Origin of the sequence: Pseudonocardia hydrocarbonoxydans, from assembly GCF_006539565.1 — a bacterium.
GTDB lineage: Bacteria > Actinomycetota > Actinomycetes > Mycobacteriales > Pseudonocardiaceae > Pseudonocardia > Pseudonocardia hydrocarbonoxydans.
Map to the genome: position 1 here is coordinate 25,859 of NZ_BJNG01000015.1, position 18,172 is coordinate 44,030.

At 75.8% G+C, this 18,172-nt stretch carries 16 protein-coding genes; 13 read left to right on the forward strand and 3 right to left on the reverse strand.

The window, feature by feature from the left end; genetic code table 11:
- Positions 1 to 11 precede the first annotated feature (11 nt).
- The 5 genes from PHY01_RS08475 to dapA all read left to right on the forward strand — a co-directional run bounded on the left by PHY01_RS08475 (position 12) and on the right by dapA (position 4,411).
- Complete coding sequence (locus tag PHY01_RS08475; protein WP_141277998.1) at positions 12 to 935, forward strand: ABC transporter ATP-binding protein; 924 nt, start codon at positions 12 to 14, stop codon at positions 933 to 935.
- A complete protein-coding gene (locus tag PHY01_RS08480) occupies positions 935 to 1,741 on the forward strand; it encodes an ABC transporter permease (protein ID WP_141277999.1) in 807 nt (268 codons plus the stop codon). Before PHY01_RS08475 ends, PHY01_RS08480 begins: the two co-directional genes overlap by 1 nt.
- The gene (locus PHY01_RS08485; protein ID WP_141278000.1) at positions 1,738 to 2,544 is read left to right on the forward strand and encodes an ABC transporter permease; all 807 of its coding nucleotides are present in this window, start codon (positions 1,738 to 1,740) and stop codon (positions 2,542 to 2,544) included. Before PHY01_RS08480 ends, PHY01_RS08485 begins: the two co-directional genes overlap by 4 nt.
- 78 nt (positions 2,545 to 2,622) lie before the next feature.
- Positions 2,623 to 3,414 (forward strand): TspO-related membrane protein, encoded by a 792-nt coding sequence (locus PHY01_RS08490; RefSeq protein WP_141278001.1) that lies wholly within the window; start codon positions 2,623 to 2,625, stop codon positions 3,412 to 3,414.
- Between the two features lie 118 nt (positions 3,415 to 3,532).
- A complete protein-coding gene (dapA, locus tag PHY01_RS08495) occupies positions 3,533 to 4,411 on the forward strand; it encodes a 4-hydroxy-tetrahydrodipicolinate synthase (RefSeq protein ID WP_141278002.1) in 879 nt (292 codons plus the stop codon).
- Positions 4,412 to 4,507: 96 nt separating this feature from the next.
- Here dapA and PHY01_RS08500 read toward each other — a convergent pair whose 3' ends face one another.
- The 3 genes from PHY01_RS08500 to PHY01_RS08510 are packed head-to-tail and all read right to left on the reverse strand — an operon-like array spanning position 4,508 to position 7,816.
- Positions 4,508 to 5,383 (reverse strand): alpha/beta fold hydrolase, encoded by an 876-nt coding sequence (locus PHY01_RS08500; RefSeq protein WP_141278003.1) that lies wholly within the window; start codon positions 5,381 to 5,383, stop codon positions 4,508 to 4,510.
- Positions 5,384 to 5,416: 33 nt separating this feature from the next.
- Positions 5,417 to 6,961, reverse strand: a complete 1,545-nt coding sequence (locus tag PHY01_RS08505) for an AfsR/SARP family transcriptional regulator (RefSeq protein ID WP_141278004.1) — start codon at positions 6,959 to 6,961, stop codon at positions 5,417 to 5,419.
- 33 nt (positions 6,962 to 6,994) lie between these two features.
- Entirely contained in the window at positions 6,995 to 7,816 is an 822-nt protein-coding gene (locus tag PHY01_RS08510) for a class I SAM-dependent methyltransferase (RefSeq protein ID WP_141278005.1), read from the reverse strand.
- A 65-nt stretch (positions 7,817 to 7,881) separates the two neighbouring features.
- On the opposite strand from PHY01_RS08510, the gene PHY01_RS08515 reads away from it, so the two are divergent.
- The 8 genes from PHY01_RS08515 (at position 7,882) to proB (ending at position 18,022) form a co-directional block, all read left to right on the forward strand.
- A complete protein-coding gene (locus tag PHY01_RS08515; protein WP_141278006.1) occupies positions 7,882 to 9,822 on the forward strand; it encodes a TIGR03960 family B12-binding radical SAM protein in 1,941 nt (646 codons plus the stop codon).
- Entirely contained in the window at positions 9,812 to 10,318 is a 507-nt protein-coding gene (locus tag PHY01_RS08520; RefSeq protein WP_141278007.1) for a GNAT family N-acetyltransferase, read from the forward strand. Before PHY01_RS08515 ends, PHY01_RS08520 begins: the two co-directional genes overlap by 11 nt.
- A gap of 26 nt (positions 10,319 to 10,344) precedes the next feature.
- The gene (locus tag PHY01_RS08525) at positions 10,345 to 11,124 is read left to right on the forward strand and encodes a TIGR03936 family radical SAM-associated protein (protein WP_141278008.1); all 780 of its coding nucleotides are present in this window, start codon (positions 10,345 to 10,347) and stop codon (positions 11,122 to 11,124) included.
- Between the two features lie 126 nt (positions 11,125 to 11,250).
- Positions 11,251 to 14,472, forward strand: a complete 3,222-nt coding sequence (locus PHY01_RS08530) for a translation initiation factor IF-2 N-terminal domain-containing protein (protein WP_141278009.1) — start codon at positions 11,251 to 11,253, stop codon at positions 14,470 to 14,472.
- Between the two features lie 122 nt (positions 14,473 to 14,594).
- The gene (gene rplU / locus PHY01_RS08535; protein WP_141278010.1) at positions 14,595 to 14,903 is read left to right on the forward strand and encodes a 50S ribosomal protein L21; all 309 of its coding nucleotides are present in this window, start codon (positions 14,595 to 14,597) and stop codon (positions 14,901 to 14,903) included.
- A 13-nt stretch (positions 14,904 to 14,916) separates the two neighbouring features.
- Positions 14,917 to 15,174, forward strand: coding sequence for a 50S ribosomal protein L27 (rpmA, locus tag PHY01_RS08540; protein WP_141278011.1), 258 nt, complete (start codon positions 14,917 to 14,919; stop codon positions 15,172 to 15,174).
- A gap of 98 nt (positions 15,175 to 15,272) precedes the next feature.
- Positions 15,273 to 16,859, forward strand: coding sequence for a GTPase ObgE (gene obgE, locus PHY01_RS08545; protein WP_141278012.1), 1,587 nt, complete (start codon positions 15,273 to 15,275; stop codon positions 16,857 to 16,859).
- Positions 16,856 to 18,022 carry a glutamate 5-kinase gene (gene proB, locus PHY01_RS08550; RefSeq protein ID WP_141278013.1) on the forward strand — a complete coding sequence of 389 codons (1,167 nt, stop codon included), beginning with the start codon at positions 16,856 to 16,858 and terminating at the stop codon, positions 18,020 to 18,022. Before obgE ends, proB begins: the two co-directional genes overlap by 4 nt.
- The last annotated feature ends 150 nt before the right edge of the window (positions 18,023 to 18,172 follow it).

The following is an 18,172-nucleotide window of genomic DNA, read 5'->3' on the forward strand; positions in this document are numbered from 1 at the left end:
CCGTTCGGGGCATGGGGGACGGACTGGTCCAGGCCAGGGGCCTGCGCAAGCGCTTCGGGGAGTTCGAGGCCGTGCGCGGCATCGACGTCGACGTCGCGCCGGGCGAGGTGTTCGGGTTCCTCGGCCCCAACGGCGCGGGCAAGTCGTCCACGATGCGGATGGTGGCCTGCGTGTCCCCGCGCACCGGGGGCACGCTGCAGGTGCTCGGGATGGACCCCGACGTCGACGGGCCGCGGATCCGGGCGCGCATCGGCGTCGTCCCCCAGCTCGACAACCTCGACGCCGAGCTCACGGTGCGGCAGAACCTGCAGGTCTACGGGCGCTACTTCGGGCTGCCGAAGCGCCACGTCCGCGAGAAGGCCGCCGAGCTGATGGAGTTCGCGCAGCTGGCCGACCGCGCCGACGAGCCGGTGGAGCCGCTGTCGGGCGGGATGAAGCGGCGGCTCACCATCGCCCGCGCCCTGGTCAACGACCCGGAGCTGCTGTTGCTCGACGAGCCCACCACCGGTCTCGACCCGCAGGCCCGGCACCTGCTGTGGGAGCGGCTCTACCGGCTCAAGCGCGAGGGCGTCACCCAGATCATCACCACCCACTACATGGACGAGGCCGAGCAGCTGTGCGACCGGCTGGTCGTCATGGACGGCGGGGTGATCGTGGCGGAGGGCTCGCCCGCGGAGCTGATCGGGCGCCACGCCGCCCGCGAGGTTCTGGAGCTGCGGTTCGCCCCGGAGGACCGGCCACCGGCGGCGGCGTTCGCCCGCCTGGCCGACCGCGTCGAGGAGCTGCCCGACCGGCTGCTGCTCTCCACCGCCGACGGCGAGCGGGTGCAGGGCGAGGTGGCCCGCGCCGGGCACCGCCCGATCTCCGCGCTGGTGCGCCGGGCCACCCTGGAGGACGTGTTCCTGCGGCTCACCGGCCGGACGCTGGTCGACTGATGACCGCACCCACGGGGATCGTCCCGGGCCACGCCCGCGGCGTGCTGCTCGTCGTCGAGCACTTCTGGACCTGGTACCGGCGCAACTGGCGGGCCACCGCGGTGTCGTCGATCCTGCAGCCGCTGCTGTTCCTGCTGGCCTTCGGCGTCGGCTTCGGATCGCTCGTCGACGGCGCGGGCCGCGCGGCCACCGGCGGGGTGCCCTACCTGGTGTGGCTCGCGCCCGCGCTGCTGGCGGTGTCGGCGGTGCAGAGCGCGGCGTTCGAGTCGACCTACCCGGTGCTCTCGGCGTTCAAGTGGCAGCGCGTCTACCACGCGATGGTCGCCGGGCCGATCACCCCGGCCCAGGTCGCACTGGGCCACCTCGCCTGGACGGTCGCGAAGATCACCGGCACCGGGGCGGTGTTCGTCGTGGTCATCGCGGTGTTCGGCGGGGTCGCCGGCCCGGGCATCGTCGGGTCGCTGCTCGCCGCGGCGCTCACCGGGGCGGCCGTGGCGGCGCTGGTGATGGCGTTCGCGGCCACCGTCGAGAACGAGGGCGGGCCGTTCAACGCGCTGTTCCGGTTCGTGGTCATCCCGATGACGCTGTTCTCCGGCACGTTCTTCCCGGTCGACCGGCTGCCCGAGTGGGTCCGGCCGGTCGCCTGGATCTCGCCGCTGTGGCACGGCACCGAGCTGGCCCGCGCCGCCGCGCTCGGCACCGGCCGCGCGCTCGCCCTGCTCGGCCACGTCGCGGTGCTCGCCGGGCTCCTCGCCGTCGGGATCGTGCTGGTCACCCGCCTCTACCGGCGCAGGCTCACCCGATGACGGGCGCGACGGTGTCCCGGCTGCTGCCCGGCGGCGGGTACGCGGGCCGGTCGCGGGTGCTGCTGGAGCGCTCGGCGATCGTCTCCCGGCGGGGCTGGCTGGCGTTCGTCTCCGGCTTCTTCGAGCCCGTGTTCTACCTCGTCGCCATGGGCCAGGGCCTCGGCTCGCTGGTGGGGATGCTGCCCGGGCCCGACGGGACGCCGATCAGCTACGCGGCGTTCATCGCGCCGGGCCTGCTGGCGGCCTCGGCGATGAACGGGGCGGTGTTCGACTCCACCTTCAACGTCTTCTTCAAGCTCAAGTACGCGCGGCTCTACGACGCGATGCTGGCCACCCCGCTGGGGCCCGTCGACATCGCGCTCGGGGAGATCGGCTGGGCGCTGATCCGCGGCGGGCTCTACGCGCTGGGCTTCCTGACGGTGATGGCCGGGTTCGGGCTGCTCACCTCCCCGTGGGCGCTGCTCGCGCTGCCCGCGGCCCTGCTGGTGGCGTTCGCGTTCGCCGCGGTGGGGATGGCGGCCACCTCGTTCATGCGGTCCTGGCAGGACTTCGACCTGGTCACCCTCGCGGTGCTGCCGATGTTCCTGTTCTCCACCACGTTCTACCCGCTCTCGGTCTACCCGCCGGTGCTGCAGACCGTCGTGCAGTGCCTGCCGCTCTACCACGCCGTCGAGCTGATGCGGGGGCTCACGACGGGTGCGGTGCACGTCGGGATGCTGGGCAACGTGGCCTATTTCGCGGTGATGATCGCGCTGGGGGTGGTGGTCGCGGCGCGTCGCCTGGACCGGCTCCTGCTGCGCTGACCCGCGCGGCGCGCCGGACACTCCGTCCGTCGGGCGACTCGGCTGGCCGGGGCCCGCGCAGGGCGCGATGATGGCCCGATGACCGTCACGTCCCGGCGCTCCGCCACCGCAGACCTCGTCCGGAGCTCCGCGGTGGCGGTGCTGGCGGTGGTGCAGATCGTCGTCTCCGGGCTCGGGGGCAGCGGCACGGTCGGCGAGTCGGTGGGGGTGGTCGCCCGCGACTACGCCACACCGCTGCTGGCCGCCGGCTGGACGTTCGCGATCTGGGGCCTGATCTACGCCGGCTTCCTCGCCTACGCGGTCTACCAGTTGCTGCCCTCCCAGCGCGGCCGGGTGATCCACCGCAGCACGGGATGGTGGCTGGCCGCGTCGGCGGTGCTCAACCCGGCCTGGATCCTCGCGTTCGGGGCCCGCCTGGTGCCCGTCGCCGAGCTGCTGATCATCGCGCTGCTGGTCTGCCTGGCCGTCGTGTTCGGCCGGCTCAGCCGCGACCCGGCCGCCACGGTGGCCGAGCGGGTCGTCTTCCGTGGCCCGGTCGCGCTCTACACCGGCTGGGTGTCGCTGGCCACCGTGCTCGGCACCGCCGCCACGGGGGTGTGGGCCGGGCTGCCGGGGGAGGGCGCGCTGCCGGCGATCGCGGCGGTGGTGGTGCTGCTGGCCGCGGCGGCGATCCTGATGTGGGTGGTGCTGTCGGGCACCGCGGTCGTCGGGTACGCCGCGGCCGTGGTCTGGGCCCTGTCGGGCATCGTGCTCAACGACCCGCCCGCGGCCGTCGCCGGGGCGGGCCTGCTGGTGATCGCCGGGGTCGTCGGGGCGGCGGCCCGCCGGATCACCACGGCGGGCAATCCGATGCGCGCCGCCTTCGGCTGAGGACTGCACCGGGAACCGAGGTCTGCGCCGCGAAGCGAGGTCTGCGCCGGGAAGCGGTGTGACCCGCGCGGGGCGAGCGGGTAGCGTCGCGCTCCGACGGATCGCCGGAGGAGAGTCGATGATCACCGGAAGCCTGGTCGCGCTGGTCACCCCGATGCGGGAGGACGGTGCGGTCGACCACGAGTCGCTGGCCAAGATCGTGGACCGGGCGGTGGAGGCCGGGACCGCGGCGATCGTGTCGGTCGGCACGACGGGGGAGTCGTCCACGCTCGACGTGGCCGAGCACACCGACGTCATCCGCCGCACGGTCGAGGTGGTCGCGGGCCGGATCCCGGTGATCGCCGGCACCGGTGCGAACTCCACCGCCGAGGCCGTCCACCTGACGAAGGCGGCGAAGGCCGCGGGCGCCGACGCCGCCCTGCTGGTCACCCCGTACTACAACAAGCCGCCGCAGGAGGGCCTGTACCGGCACTTCCGCACCATCGCCGAGTCCGTCGACCTGCCGCAGTACCTGTACAACGTGCCCGGGCGCACGGCCGTCGACATGCTGCCCTCGACGGTGGAGCGGCTCGCCGCGGTGCCCAACATCGTCGGGCTGAAGGAGGCGCTGGGCGACCTCGACCGGGTCCGCGACCTGGTGGCCCTGCAGCTGCCCGACTTCGCCCTCTACTCCGGCGACGACGCCACGGCCCGCGCGGCGATCCTGGCCGGGTTCCACGGCGACATCTCGGTGACGGCCAACGTCGCGCCCGAGGCGATGGCGCGGATGTGCGCGGCGGCGCTGGCCGGTGACGCCGAGCTGGCCGCCGAGATCGACGCCGACCTCGCGGGCCTGCACCGCTCGCTGTTCGCCGAGCCCAACCCGATCCCGGTCAAGTGGGCGCTGGCCGAGATGGGCCTGATCCCCCCGGGCATCCGGCTGCCGCTGGTCCCGCTCGACGAGATGCTCCACGAGGACGTGCGCGCGGCGCTGCGGTCGGCCGGCCTGCTGCGCTGAGCCCGGCCGCCGTCGCACACGGCCCGGCGTCTCGCACAGGGTGGACCCTGTGCGACCGGCCGGATCCTGTGCGACGAGCGCGGGTGGGTGAGCGCGTCAGGGAGTCGCCGCTTCGGCGCGCGTCGCGGTGCGGGCGATGCCGTCGATGACCGTGGGCCACACCCATCTCGCCAGGTCGTGGCCCATCCCCGGCACCTCCAGCAGCTCGGCTCCGGGGATCGCGGCGGCCGTCGCCCGCCCGCCGGAGGGCACGATGACCCGGTCGCGCTGGCCGTGCAGCACGAGTGCGGGCAGGGTGAGGCGGCCCAGGTCGGCGGTGCGGTCGCGCTCGCCGACGCACGCGGCGAGCTGGCGGCTGCTGCCCTCGCCGGTCTCCCGGCGCATCGAGCGGCGCATCGTCAGGCGCACGTCCTCGTCGTCCTGCGCGGTGCGGTCGGCCGAGCCGATCCGCCGGAACGCCGCCACCATCCCCTCGACGGGGTCGGCCGACGGCGGGCGCAGGAAGTCGGGGATCCGCGTCCAGTGGACCTTGCCGGTGCGCCCGTCACCGGGGCGCCCCATGATCGAGACCAGGGAGCGGGCGCGGTGCGGGTGCCGGATCGCCACCTCCTGCGCGACCATCGCCCCCAGCGACGCCCCGACGACGTGCGCGCCCCGCTGGTCGACGTGGGCGATCAGGCCCGCGGCGTCGTCGGCCATGTCGGCGAGGGTGTAGACGGGGTGCGCGCGGCGGCGCAGGAACTCCCACGCCGTGATCCCGGGGCCGCGGACGTGGGTGGAGCGCCCGACGTCGCGGTTGTCGAAGCGCACGACGTGGAACCCGCGCGCGACCAGGTCGGCGCAGAAGTCGTCGCGCCACCAGTCCATCGACAAGTTCAGGCCCATGATCAGCAGGACGGTCGGGTGTTCGGGGTCGCCGAGGGACTCGTAGCAGAGCTCGATGTCCCCCACCCGCACGAATCGCTCGTTCATCGAGCGGGCGTTCGACGGCGGCCGCCCCCCGGTTCAGGTCCGCAGCAGCGCCGGGTTGTCGTAGCGGCCGGCCCGGGCCTGCTGCTCGCGGGCGGCGTCGCGGTCGCCGAGCCGGGCCCGGTGGCGGGCGGCGCGCACGGCGAACTCGCCCAGCCCCGCCCGCTCGGCGCGGTCGGCCAGCACGCGCGACTCCGCGAACGCCGCGGGCTCGTCGAACGCCGCGGTGACGGCGCAGAGGGCGTCGCGGATGTGCAGCTCGATCCAGCAGCACACGTCCGCGGCGGCGACGAGGGTGTCGCGCGTGCCGCGCAGCGCGGCGGCGGCGCCCGCCGGGTCGCCGCGCCGGGCCCGGGCCGAGGCCAGGCCGCGCCCGGTCAGCGCGATCCAGCAGGCGTCGTCGAGGACCTCGGCGAGGGTGCGGGCGTCGGCGAACACCGTCTCCGCCTCGGCGGCGCGTCCCGCCCGCAGCAGCACCTCGCCGTGCAGGAACTCGACCCACGGGCGCAGCGGGGTCCAGTCGAGCTCGGCGACCAGCGCCCGGGCCCGCGCGACGTCGTCCGCCGCCTGCTCGTCCTCGTCGCGCTGCAGCCGGGCCCGGCCGCGCATGGCGTACGCGGCGGCCGCGGCCCGGGGGCGGTCGGCGGCCTCGGTGAGCGCGACGGCCCGGTCCAGCTCCGCCACCGCCCCGGCCGAGGCGAGGGTGTCGACGAGGGCGAACCCCCGGCCGTAGGCGACGCCGGCCTCCGCCTCGGGCCGCCCCGCCGCCGCGGCGTCCGCCCGGTCCAGCTGCCGCCGGGCCCCGGCCTGGTCGCCGGTCGCGGTGGCGACGAACCCCAGCTCGCGGCGGGCCAGCGCGGCGACGTCGGCCAGGCCGTCGCGGGTGGCGAGGCGGTCCGCCTCGCGCAGCGCCGCGGCCGCCCCCGGGTCGGTGCTGGCGACCGCGTGCACGTAGCCGCGGCCGTAGTGGGCCAGCGCCTCGGCCAGCACGGCGTCGTCGCCCAGTGCCCGGGCGCGGCGCACGGCGCCGGCGAGGATCGCGGTGCCGTCGCGGGCCGCGCCCGCGTCCATCACCTGCTCGCCGATCCGCACCAGGTCCCGGACGGCGCCGCGCCCCGCGGGGGAGAAGCGGCGCGCCCGGTGGGTGCGCTGCAGCCGCGCCCCGGCGACGGCGAGGTCGCGGCGGCGGCCGTGCAGCCACACCCCGAACTCGGCGACGTCGGGCTCGGCGCCCTCCAGCAGCGGCAGGGTGGCCTCGCCGAGCGGCCACCCGACGGGCGCGCGGCCCGCGAGCACGTCGAGCACGTCGACGTGCACGCCGTCGGCGACCTCCCGGCCCAGCGGGTCGCCGCCGATCCGCACCGCGTCGCCGACGGCGCGGCGGGCCTGGCTGAGCGTCCAGCGCAGCGCGGCCTGCGGGTCGGCGGCGTCGGGGAACAGCAGGTCGATCACGCGGCTGCGGGGGACCGGGCCGGTGGAGCACAGCAGCAGGGCCAGCAGCGCCCACGGTTTCCGGCCGCGCCCGGGCGGGGGCGCCGACCCGACCAGGTGGGGCGGCCCCAGCAGCCGCACGACCGTCATGGCCCCAGTCTCCCGCGCACCCGTCGCCGACCGTCAGGTCCGAACGGCGGTGACCAGCAGATACTCCGCCTCCCATGCGCCGTCCGTCTGCGTCTGTTCGAGCATCCGGAGGAACGCCGCGTCGAGCTCGGCGGTCCGCTCCGCGTCCAGGCCGCGGTAGACGGCGATGGTCGGCCCGTAGTTCGCCTTCCACCACTCGCGGAAGGCCTCCGGGGTGTCGGTCACGGCGAACGTGGTGGTGCGGCGCTGCGCCCGCAGCTCGCGCACGCCGTCGCCGAACAGCGCCCGGACGTGCTCCTCGCGGCCCCACAGCGGACCGGGTGACGCGCCGGGCGGCGGCGCGGGCGCGAACGGCTTGAGGGTGGCGAGCAGCTGTCCGACGAAGCCCTCCGGCGTCCAGTTCAGCAGGCCGATCGTGCCGCCCGGCCGGCAGACGCGCAGCAGCTCGGCCGCCGCCCGCTCGTGGAACGGCGCGAACATGACGCCGACGCACGACAGCACGGTGTCGAACTCGCCGGTCTCGAAGGGCAGGGCGTGCGCGTCGGCCTGCACCCACTGCAGCCGCGCCCCGCGACGGGCGGCGATCGTTTCGCCCACGGCGAGCAGCTCGGGCGTGAGGTCGGAGGCGACGACGTCGGCGCCGGCCAGGGCCGCGGGGATCGCGGCGTTGCCGGTGCCCGCGCCGACGTCGAGGACGCGCAGGCCCGCGGTGACGCCCGCCGCGTCGACGAGCGTGGCCCCCAGGTCGGGGATCAGGTCGGCGGCGACGGCGGGGTAGTCGCCGGAGGCCCAGAGGGCGCGGTGCTTCGCGCCGACGGCGGACAGGTCGGGTGTGGTCTGCGTGGTCGTGGTCATGCGAACACCGTGACGGGCGGGCGTGTGCGGGAGCGTGTGCGCGGCGGGGGCTACCCTGGGGCAGCGTGACTGCTCCCTCCGTGTTCGCCGATCTCGAAGCCCTGCTCCCGCGCGTGTCCAAGCCGGTGCAGTACGTGGGCGGTGAGCTGAACGCGCAGCTCAAGGACTGGGACGCCGCCGACGTCCGGTGGGCGCTGATGTACCCCGACGCCTACGAGGTCGGGCTGCCCAACCAGGGCGTCCAGATCCTCTACGAGGTGCTCAACGAGCGCGTCGACGCGCTGGCCGAGCGCTGCTACTCGGTGTGGCCCGATCTCGAGGCCCTGATGCGCGAGCACGGCGTGCCCGCGTTCACCGTCGACGGGCACCGCCCGCTCGGCGCGTTCGACGTCCTGGGCATCAGCTTCTCCACCGAGCTGGGCTACACCAACCTGCTCACCTCGCTCGACCTCGCCGGCATCCCGCTGCACGCCGCCGACCGCACCGAGGAGCACCCGGTCGTCGTCGCGGGCGGGCACGCCGCGTTCAACCCGGAGCCGATCTCCCGCTTCGTCGACGTGGCCGCGATCGGCGACGGCGAGGAGGTCGTCGGCGACATCACCGACGTCGTCCGCGACTGGAAGGCCGCGGGCCGCCCCGGCGGGCGCCGCGAGCTGCTGCTGCGCCTGGCCGCCACCGACGGCTGCTACGTGCCGGGCCTCTACGACGTCGCCTACGGCGAGGACGGCGCGATCGCCGCGGTCACCCCCGTCGACGAGCGGGTGCCGCGCACCGTCACCAAGCGCACCACCACCGAGCTCGACGAGTGGCCCTACCCGAAGGCGCCGCTGGTGCCGCTGGCCGAGACCGTGCACGAGCGCGCGTCGGTCGAGATCTTCCGCGGCTGCACCCGCGGCTGCCGGTTCTGCCAGGCCGGGATGATCACCCGGCCGGTGCGGGAGCGGTCGCTGGAGGGCATCGGCAAGATGGTCGACGCGTCCGTGCGCGCCTCGGGCTTCGACGAGGTCGGCCTGCTGTCGCTGTCCTCGGCCGACCACTCGGAGATCGCCGAGATCACCAAGGGCCTCGCCGACCGCTACGAGGGCACCAACACCTCGCTGTCGCTGCCGAGCACCCGCGTCGACGCCTTCAACATCGACCTGGCCAACGAGATCAGCCGCAACGGCCGCCGCTCCGGGCTGACGTTCGCCCCCGAGGGCGGCTCCGAGCGGATCCGCCGGGTGATCAACAAGATGGTGTCGGAGGAGGACCTGATCCGCACCGTCTCCGAGGCGTTCGCGCAGGGCTGGCGGCAGGTGAAGCTGTACTTCATGTGCGGGCTGCCCACCGAGGAGGACGAGGACGTCCTGGAGATCGCGGGCATGGCGCACCGCGTGATCAAGGCCGGGCGCGCGGCGTCGGGGCGCAACGACGTCCGCTGCACGATCTCCATCGGCGGGTTCGTGCCCAAGCCGCACACCCCGTTCCAGTGGGCCGCACAGGCCCATCCCGACGTCGTCGACGACCGCCTGCGCAAGCTGCGCGCCGCCGTCAACAGCGACCGCAAGATCGGCCGCAACATCGGCATGCGCTACCACGACGGGCAGCCCTCGCTGGTCGAGGGCCTGCTGGCCCGCGGCGACCGGCGGGTCGGCGCCGTCATCGAGCGGGTGTGGCGTGAGGGCGGCCGGTTCGACGGCTGGAGCGAGCACTTCTCCTTCGAGCGCTGGATGACCGCGGCCGCGGCCGAGCTGGAGCCGTTGGGGGTGTCCGTCGACTGGTACACCACCCGCGAGCGCGGGCAGGCGGAGGTCCTGCCCTGGGACCACCTCGACTCCGGCCTGGAGCGCGACTGGCTCTGGGACGACTGGCAGGACGCGCTGGCCGGCCGCGAGCAGGACGACTGCCGGTGGACCCCGTGCTTCGACTGCGGCGTGTGCCCGTCGACCGGCACCGACATCGAGGTGGGCCCCAGCGGCACCACCCTGCTCCCGCTGACCGTGGTGAACCCCCTCCGTGGCGGCTGATCCGCCTGCGTTCACCGTCCGGGTCGCCGACGAGCGCGACCTGGACGCGCTGGCCGGGCTGCGGCGCGCGTGGCTGGAGGAGCGGGCGGGCCGCCCGGTCGAGGACCCCGGCTTCGAGGCCGCGTTCGCGCAGTGGTGGCGCTCGGAACTGCCGCGGCGCACGTTCTGGCTGGCCGAGGTGGGCACGGAGCGGGCCGGGTTCACCGCCGTCGGCTCGCTCAACGTCGTCGAGATCGCGCACATGCCGCGCCCCGGCGCACGCGGCGGGGCGATCGGGCACGTCGGCAACGCGTTCGTGATCGCCGCCTGGGCCGACCGGGGGGTGCCCCGCGCGCTGCTCACCCAGGCCGTCGCGCACGCCAGGGCGCGGCGCTACCGCCGCCTCGTGCTCGCCCCGACGCCGGGCAGCGCGGCGTTCTACCGGCGCGCCGGGTTCGCCCCGGCGGGGGAGTCGCTGCTGGTGCTGGCCCCGGAGGCCGACCGCACCGGAGGGTGAGCGGGGCCCCGGCCTATCCTTCGGACGTGCCGCGACCCAAGGCCGGCGAAGCCGCCAACCCCGCCCCACCCACCGTGGCGCGGGTCCGCATCCGCTTCGCCAAGCGCGGGCGGCTGCGCTTCCTGTCGCACCGCGACGTCGCGCGCAGCGTCGAGCGGGCGGTGCGCCGGGCGGGCGTCCCGGTGTCGCACTCGCACGGGTTCAGCCCGCACCCCCGGCTGTCCTGGGTGGGGGCGGCGCCGACCGGCACGGCCAGCGAGGCCGAGTACCTGGAGATCGGGCTGACGGCGCCGGTGGAGCCGTCCGAGCTGGTCACGGCGCTGGACGCGGCCCTGCCCGACGGCCTGGACATCCTCGACGCCGCCGTCGCGGAGCCCCCCTCGCTGGCCGACCGGATCGACGCCAGCCGCTGGGTCGTCGAGCTGCCGGGGGTGGCGCCCGACGCCCTGCGCGCCGCGGTCGACGCGCTGCTCGCGCTCGACACCCTCGTCGTCGAGCGGGTGACGCCGTCGGGGCGCCGGCAGATCGACGTCCGGGCCGCGCTGGCGTCCGCGACGGCGGCCGGGTCGCACGACTCACTGCCGAGCGGCACCGACGGGGCCGGCGTCTGTGCGATACTGACGGCGGTCGTGCGGCAGACGACACCCGCCGTTCGACCCGATGACGTGTTGGGTGCACTCGACGTTGTCGCAGGCCTCAGGTCTCCGGTGCCTCCCAAGGCCACCAGGACGGCCCAGGGACTGCTCGACGACCGGGGTGACCTCGCCGATCCGCTCGGTCCGCCCCGGGTCACCACCCAGGTCTGAGCGGTGCGGACGCCGCACGCCGTCGAGCAGACCAGGATTGCTCGCCGCGCACCGCGCGGGGAGAGACGTGCGTACCCCTGAGCGGCCGCCTTCCTCACCGGAGGCGCCCGGGGGCGAAGGAGCTCGATGTCCGACACAGCCCTACCCGAACTGCCCGACAAGATGCGCGTCCACGCGCTCGCCCGGTTGCTGGGTCGCACCAGCAGGGAGGTGCTGGCCGCGCTGGCCGACCTCGACATCGTCGCGCGCAGCCCGCAGTCCAGCATCGACCGCAAGGCCGCCGAGCTGGTGGTCTCCGCGCTGACGGGGGCGGCCGACCCGGTCGACCCGGCCCCCGCCGAGGTGCCCGCGTCCGAGGTGCCCGCAGCCGAGGCGGAGGCCCCGGCCGAGGCGCCCGCTCCGCGCCCCCGGCGTCGCCGCGCGACCCGCGGTGCGGCACCCGCCGCGCCCGCGTCGCCGAACGCCGTGTCCCCGGAGGTCGCCGGGTCCCCGGAGGTGGCCGCCTCCCCGCAGGTCGCCGGGTCCCCGGACGTCGCCGCGCCCGCCGAGCCGGATGCGGTGCCGGACCTGGCCGCCGCGGTGGCCGCCGCGCCCGACCTCAGCGTCCCCGAGGCCGCCCCCCGCTTCGGCACCGAGCCGCCCGCCCGTTCCGCCGAGGCGCTGACCCCGCTGTTCGCGCCGCCCGCGCCGCTGTTCCAGGCCCCCGCCCGCCCCACGCGCCGCCGCCGGGCCGCCGAGGTCGAGGCGCCCGCCGAGGCGGCCGACGCCGCGCCCACCACGGCCGACACCTCCGCGGCCGACGGGCCCGCGGCCGACGCCCGCGCCGCCGACGAGGCCGAGGCCGCCGTCGAGGCACCCGCCACGGGCCCGGACACCGACGACGCCGACGACGACGGGGCGCGCCGCCGCCGCCGTCGCGGCCGCCGCGGCCGCGGCCGTGGTCGCGGGGCCGACGACGAGTCCGACGAGGAGAGCACCGACGCCGCCGACCAGGCCGACGCCGAGGCGCCCGCGGACGGTGCGGGCGAGGAGGGCGAGACCGCCGAGCCCGCCGCCACCGACGAGTCCGGTGACGAGGAGGGTTCCGGCTCGCGCCGCCGCCGCAGGCGCCGCCGTCGCGGATCGGGCGACGACGCGGGCGACGAGACCGACCCGCCCGGTACCGTCACCCGCATCCGCGCGCCGCGCGAGCGTGCGTCCTCCACCGAGGACACCGAGGGCGACGGCGTGCAGGGCGTCCGCGGCTCGACGCGCCTGGAGGCCAAGCGCCAGCGCCGCCGCGACGGGCGGGACGCCGGCCGGCGCCGCGTCCCGATCCTGTCCGAGGCCGAGTTCCTGGCCCGCCGCGAGTCCGTCGACCGCGTGATGGTGGCCCGCGAGCGCGGCGACCGCGTCGAGATCGGGGTGCTGGAGGACGACGTCCTCGTCGAACACTTCGTGGCGGACGGGGCCGGGCGCGACGGCGGCACCGGGCGGTCCATGGTCGGCAACATCTACCTGGGCCGCGTGCAGAACGTGCTGCCGTCGATGGAGGCCGCGTTCGTCGACATCGGCCGCGGCCGCAACGCCGTGCTCTACGCGGGTGAGGTCGACTGGGACGCCGCCGGTCTCGGCGGCAAGGCCCGGAAGATCGAGCAGGCCCTGCACAGCGGCGACCCGGTCCTCGTGCAGGTCACGAAGGACCCGGTCGGGCACAAGGGCGCGCGGCTCACCACCCAGATCAGCCTGGCCGGCCGGTTCCTGGTCTACGTGCCCAGCGGCGGCGCGGCGGGGATCAGCCGCAAGCTGCCCGACGTCGAGCGCAAGCGGCTCAAGGACATGCTCAAGGAGATCGTCCCCAGCGAGGCGGGGGTGATCATCCGGACGGCGTCGGAGGGCGTCAGCCACGAGGCGCTGGAGCGCGACGTGCGCCGCCTGCAGGCGCAGTGGGAGGTCGTCGACGCCAAGGCGAAGGCCACCGGCCCGAACAAGCCCAAGGCGCCGGTGCTGCTCTACGAGGAGCCCGACCTGCTGATCAAGGTCGTGCGCGACCAGTTCAACGAGGACTTCTCCAAGCTCGTCGTCCAGGGCGACGACGCGTGGGACACGCTGCACAACTACATCGGCCACGTGGCGCCGGAGCTGGTCGACCGGATGCACCGGCACGTCGGGCCGTCGGACGTGTTCGCCGAGTACCGCATCGACGAGCAGCTGCTCAAGGCGCTCGACCGCAAGGTGTGGCTGCCCTCGGGCGGCACGCTGGTGATCGACCGCACCGAGGCCATGACGGTCATCGACGTCAACACCGGCAAGTACACCGGCTCCGGGGGCAACCTGGAGGAGACGGTCACCCGCAACAACCTGGAGTCGGCCGAGGAGATCGTGCGCCAGCTGCGGCTGCGCGACATCGGCGGCATCATCGTCATCGACTTCATCGACATGGTGCTCGAGGCCAACCGCGACCTGGTGCTGCGCCGGCTCACCGAGTGCCTCTCCCGCGACCGCACGCGCCACCAGGTCGCCGAGGTCACCTCGCTGGGCCTGGTGCAGATGACGCGCAAGCGCGTCGGCGGCGGGCTGCTGGAGCACTTCTCGACCACCTGTGAGCACTGCCGCGGTCGCGGCGTGCTCGTCGACGCCGACCCGGTGCCGGAGAAGTCCGATGCCGGGCGCGGCCCGTCCCGCCCCGGTGAGGGGTCCGGACGTCGCACCCGCGGCGGCCGGGGCCGTCGCGACGGGGACGACCACGGCACCCCCGAGGTCCACGGCGACCGCAACGGGCACGCCGTCGACCCGGCCGCCGCGAACGGGCGCAACGGACAGTCCGCCGCCGTCGAGGTCCCCCCGGTCCAGGCCCCCGCGGCCGAGCCCCCGGCCGTCGACGTCCCGGCCGCCACCGTCGACGTGGGCGCGCCCGCGGTCGCGCTCGACGCCGCGCCCGCCTCGGGTGTGGTGGCGGGCGGCGTCGAGGACGCCGTGGAGGAGGCCGTCGTGCAGCGGACGGTGACCCCGCCCGCGCCCCCGCTCGCCGACGTCGACCACGGTGTGGGCGGCGAGGCCGAGCAGGCGCGTCCGGCGCGTCGCCGCGGCCGCGTCACCCGCACGGCCGGGGCACCGAGCGCGACCGAGGGCGACGCCCCGGCCGCGGCGGTCCTCACCGTGCCCGAACCCGCCCCGGCCCCGGTCCCGGCCCCGGTCGAGGCCCCGCCCGCGGCCCCGGTCGCGGACCCGGCCGTGGCCGCGGTGCCCCCGCAGCCCGAGCCCGCCCCGGCCGTCACCCGCCCGCGCCGCACCCGGCGGGCGGCCTCGCGGCCGGCCGGGCCGCCGCCCGCCGCCGACCCCTCGACGGCCGGGGGAGACCCGGTTTGACCCCCGCTTCAGCCCTTCCGTACCCTGGGACACCTGCGCCGCACTCCGTGAAACCCGTGAGTGGCGGCCCGCGAGGAGGAAACTCTCCGCTTCGTCCCCCGAGCTTCAGGAGCAGTGCGTCCATGTACGCGATCGTCAAGACCGGCGGCAAGCAGTACAAGGTGGCCGTCGACGACGTGGTCACCGTTGAGAAGATCAACGGCAAGCCCGGCGCCGAGATCACCCTCCCGGCCCTGCTCCTGGTGGACGGCGACGACGTCACCAGCGCCGCCGACGCGCTGGCCGGTGTCACGGTGGCGGCCAAGGTCGTCGAGCACGCCAAGGGCCCGAAGATCCGCATCCACAAGTTCAAGAACAAGACCGGCTACCACAAGCGCCAGGGGCACCGCCAGCCGCTGACGCGTGTGCAGATCACCGGCATCTCGAAGTAGGGGAGACGCAGCCATGGCTCACAAGAAGGGTGCGTCCAGCTCCCGCAACGGGCGCGACTCGAACGCCCAGTACCTGGGCGTGAAGCGCTTCGGCGGCCAGCACGTCAAGGCCGGCGAGATCCTGATCCGCCAGCGCGGCACCAAGTTCCACCCCGGTGTCGACGTGGGCCGGGGCGGCGACGACACGCTGTTCGCGCTCGCCGAGGGCGCCGTCGAGTTCGGCTACCGCCGCGGCCGCAAGGTCGTCAACATCGTGCCGGTCCCGGCCTGAGGCCCAGCACCGGAGAGTCCAGCACCACCAGATACATCTCGACGACGGCGGGCCGCCCTTGAGGGTGGCCCGCCGTTCGTCGTGCGAGGGAGAGACGGCTGATGTCGAGGTTCGTGGACCGCGTGGTGCTGCACGCCACGGCGGGGGCGGGCGGCAACGGCTGCGCCTCGGTGCACCGCGAGAAGTTCAAGCCGCTGGGCGGCCCGGACGGTGGTAACGGGGGGCGCGGCGGGTCCGTCGTGCTCGTCGTCGACCCCGGGGTGCACACCCTGCTCGACTTCCACCACCGCCCGCACGCGCTGGGCCGCAACGGCAAGCAGGGCCAGGGCGGGTTCAAGATGGGCGCCAACGCCGAGGACATCGAGCTGCTGGTGCCCGACGGCACCGTCGTGTTCACCCCCGACGGCGAGATCGTCGCCGACCTCACCGGCCCCGGCACGCGCTTCGTCGCGGCCGAGGGCGGGCGGGGCGGGCTGGGCAACGCCGCGCTGTCGTCCAACGCGCGCAAGGCCCCCGGCTTCGCGCTCCTCGGCGAGCCCGGTGAGCAGCGCGACCTCGTGCTCGAGCTGCGCTCCATGGCCGACGTCGGGCTGGTCGGGTTCCCGTCGGCGGGCAAGTCGTCGCTGGTGGCGGCGCTGTCCGCGGCCCGGCCCAAGATCGCCGACTACCCGTTCACGACGCTGGTCCCGCAGCTCGGCGTCGTCACCGCGGGGTCGGAGGTGTTCACCGTCGCCGACGTGCCCGGGCTGATCCCCGGCGCCTCCCAGGGCCGCGGCCTGGGCCTGGACTTCCTGCGCCACATCGAGCGCTGCTCGGTGCTCGTGCACGTCGTCGACTGCGCGACCTTCGAGCCCGGCCGCGACCCGGCCGCCGACATCGCGGCGCTGGAGGCCGAGCTCGCGCAGTACACGCCCGCGCTCGGCGGGGAGCTGGCCGACCGCCCCCGGCTGATCGCCCTCAACAAGATCGACGTGCCGGACGCCGCCGACATGGCGGACATCGTCGCCGCGGACCTGAAGGAGCGCTACGGCTGGCGCGTCCTCCCGATCTCCACGGCCACCCACGCCGGCCTGCGGGAACTGACGTTCGCGATGGCCGAGGAGGTCGCGGCCCACCGTGCGGCCCAGCCGGTGGTGGAGGCCACCCGGATCGTGCTGCGGCCCACCGCCGTCGACGACGCCGGCTTCACCATCGAGCCCGACCCGGAGAACGAGGGCGGCTTCCTGGTGCGCGGGGCGCGCCCGGAGCGCTGGATCCGGCAGACCTCCTTCGACAACGACGAGGCCGTCGGCTACCTCGCCGACCGGCTCGCCCGCCTCGGCGTCGAGGACGCGCTGGCCCGGGCCGGGGCGCACCGCGGCTCACCGGTCACGATCGGCGACGTCACCTTCGACTGGGAGCCGACCACCCCCGCCGGGGTCGCGGTCCTCATGTCCGGGCGCGGCACCGACCGGCGCCTCGAGACCGACGACCGCGTCCCCGCGGCGGAGCGGAAGGTGGCCCGCAACGCGCGTCGCCTGCACCGCACCGACGAGGAGCTGGCCCACGAGCGGGCAGAGGCGGAGGCCGCCGACGAGCGCGACCGGCTCGCCGCCGCCGAGCGCGGGGACGCGTGGGACGAGGGTGTCTGGGACGAGGCCCCGCCCGATGGGTCGGCCCCGGCCGTCCCGCCGTCCGGTCGATGACCGCAGGCGCGTCGCTCACCCCCGACCCGGCGGCGCCGGCGACGGGGGCCGCGCCGCGGGCGCTGCTGGGCGCGGCGCGGCGGGTCGTGGTGAAGGTCGGGTCGTCGTCGCTGACCTCGCTGTCCGGAGGGCTCGATCCCGCCCGTCTCGACCGGCTCGTCGACGCGCTGGCCGCGCGCCGGGCGGCCGGCAGCCAGGTGGTGCTCGTGTCGTCGGGTGCCATCGCGGCGGGGCTGGCCCCGCTCGGGCTGCGCAGGCGCCCGCGCGACCTCGCCACCCAGCAGGCGGCCGCGGCCGTCGGGCAGCTGCTGCTCGCCCAGGCCTACGGGGCGTCGTTCGCGCGGCACGGGCGGGCGATCGGGCAGGTGCTGCTCACCGCCGACGACATGATCCGCCGGGCGCACTACCGCAACGCGCAGCGCACGCTGGAGCGGCTGCTCGGGCTCGACGTGCTGCCGGTGGTCAACGAGAACGACACCGTGGCCACCGACGAGATCCGGGTGGGCGACAACGACCGGCTCGCCGCGCTGGTCGCCCACCTGATCGGCGCCGACGCGCTGGTGCTGCTCTCCGATGTCGACGGCCTGCACGACGGCGACCCCCGCCGTCCCGGCTCGCGGCTGGTCCGCGAGGTCGACGCCCCCGCCGATCTGGCCTCGGTGCAGGTCGCGCGGCCCGGGCAGGGCAGTCTCGGCCGCGGCGGCATGGCGACCAAGATCATGGCGGCGGCGATGGCGTCGGCGTCGGGGATCCCGGTGCTGCTCGCCGCGGCCGACGACGTCGCCGACGCCCTCGACACCGCCGTCGACGGCCCGGAGGTCGGCACCGCGTTCCGGCCCTCCGGGCGGCGCCTGTCGGCGCGGCGGTTCTGGCTGCTGCACGCGGCCGACGTCCGCGGGGCACTCGACCTGGACGCGGGTGCCGTCGCCGCGGTGATCGACCGCCGCCGCTCGCTGCTCGCCGCCGGCATCCACGGCATCGACGGCGACTTCGTGGCCGGGGACGTCGTCGACCTGCGGGGGCCGCACGGCGCGGTCGTCGCCCGCGGGGTGGTGGGCTTCGACGCCGCCGAGCTGCCGACCCTCATCGGCCGCCGCACCCGCGACCTGCCCCCGGAGCTGCGGCGCGAGGTCGTCCACGCCGACGACCTCGTCCCCGTCTGACTTACGGTCCCCGTTCCGGGACTCGCGGGCGGGAAACGGGGGACTCGCGGGCGGGGAACGGGGGACTCGCGGGGTTTGCCGCGAGTCCCCCGGATCCTCCCCGCGAGTCCCCCGGATTCCGCCCCCGGATCGCTCCCGCTTGTCGTGCGG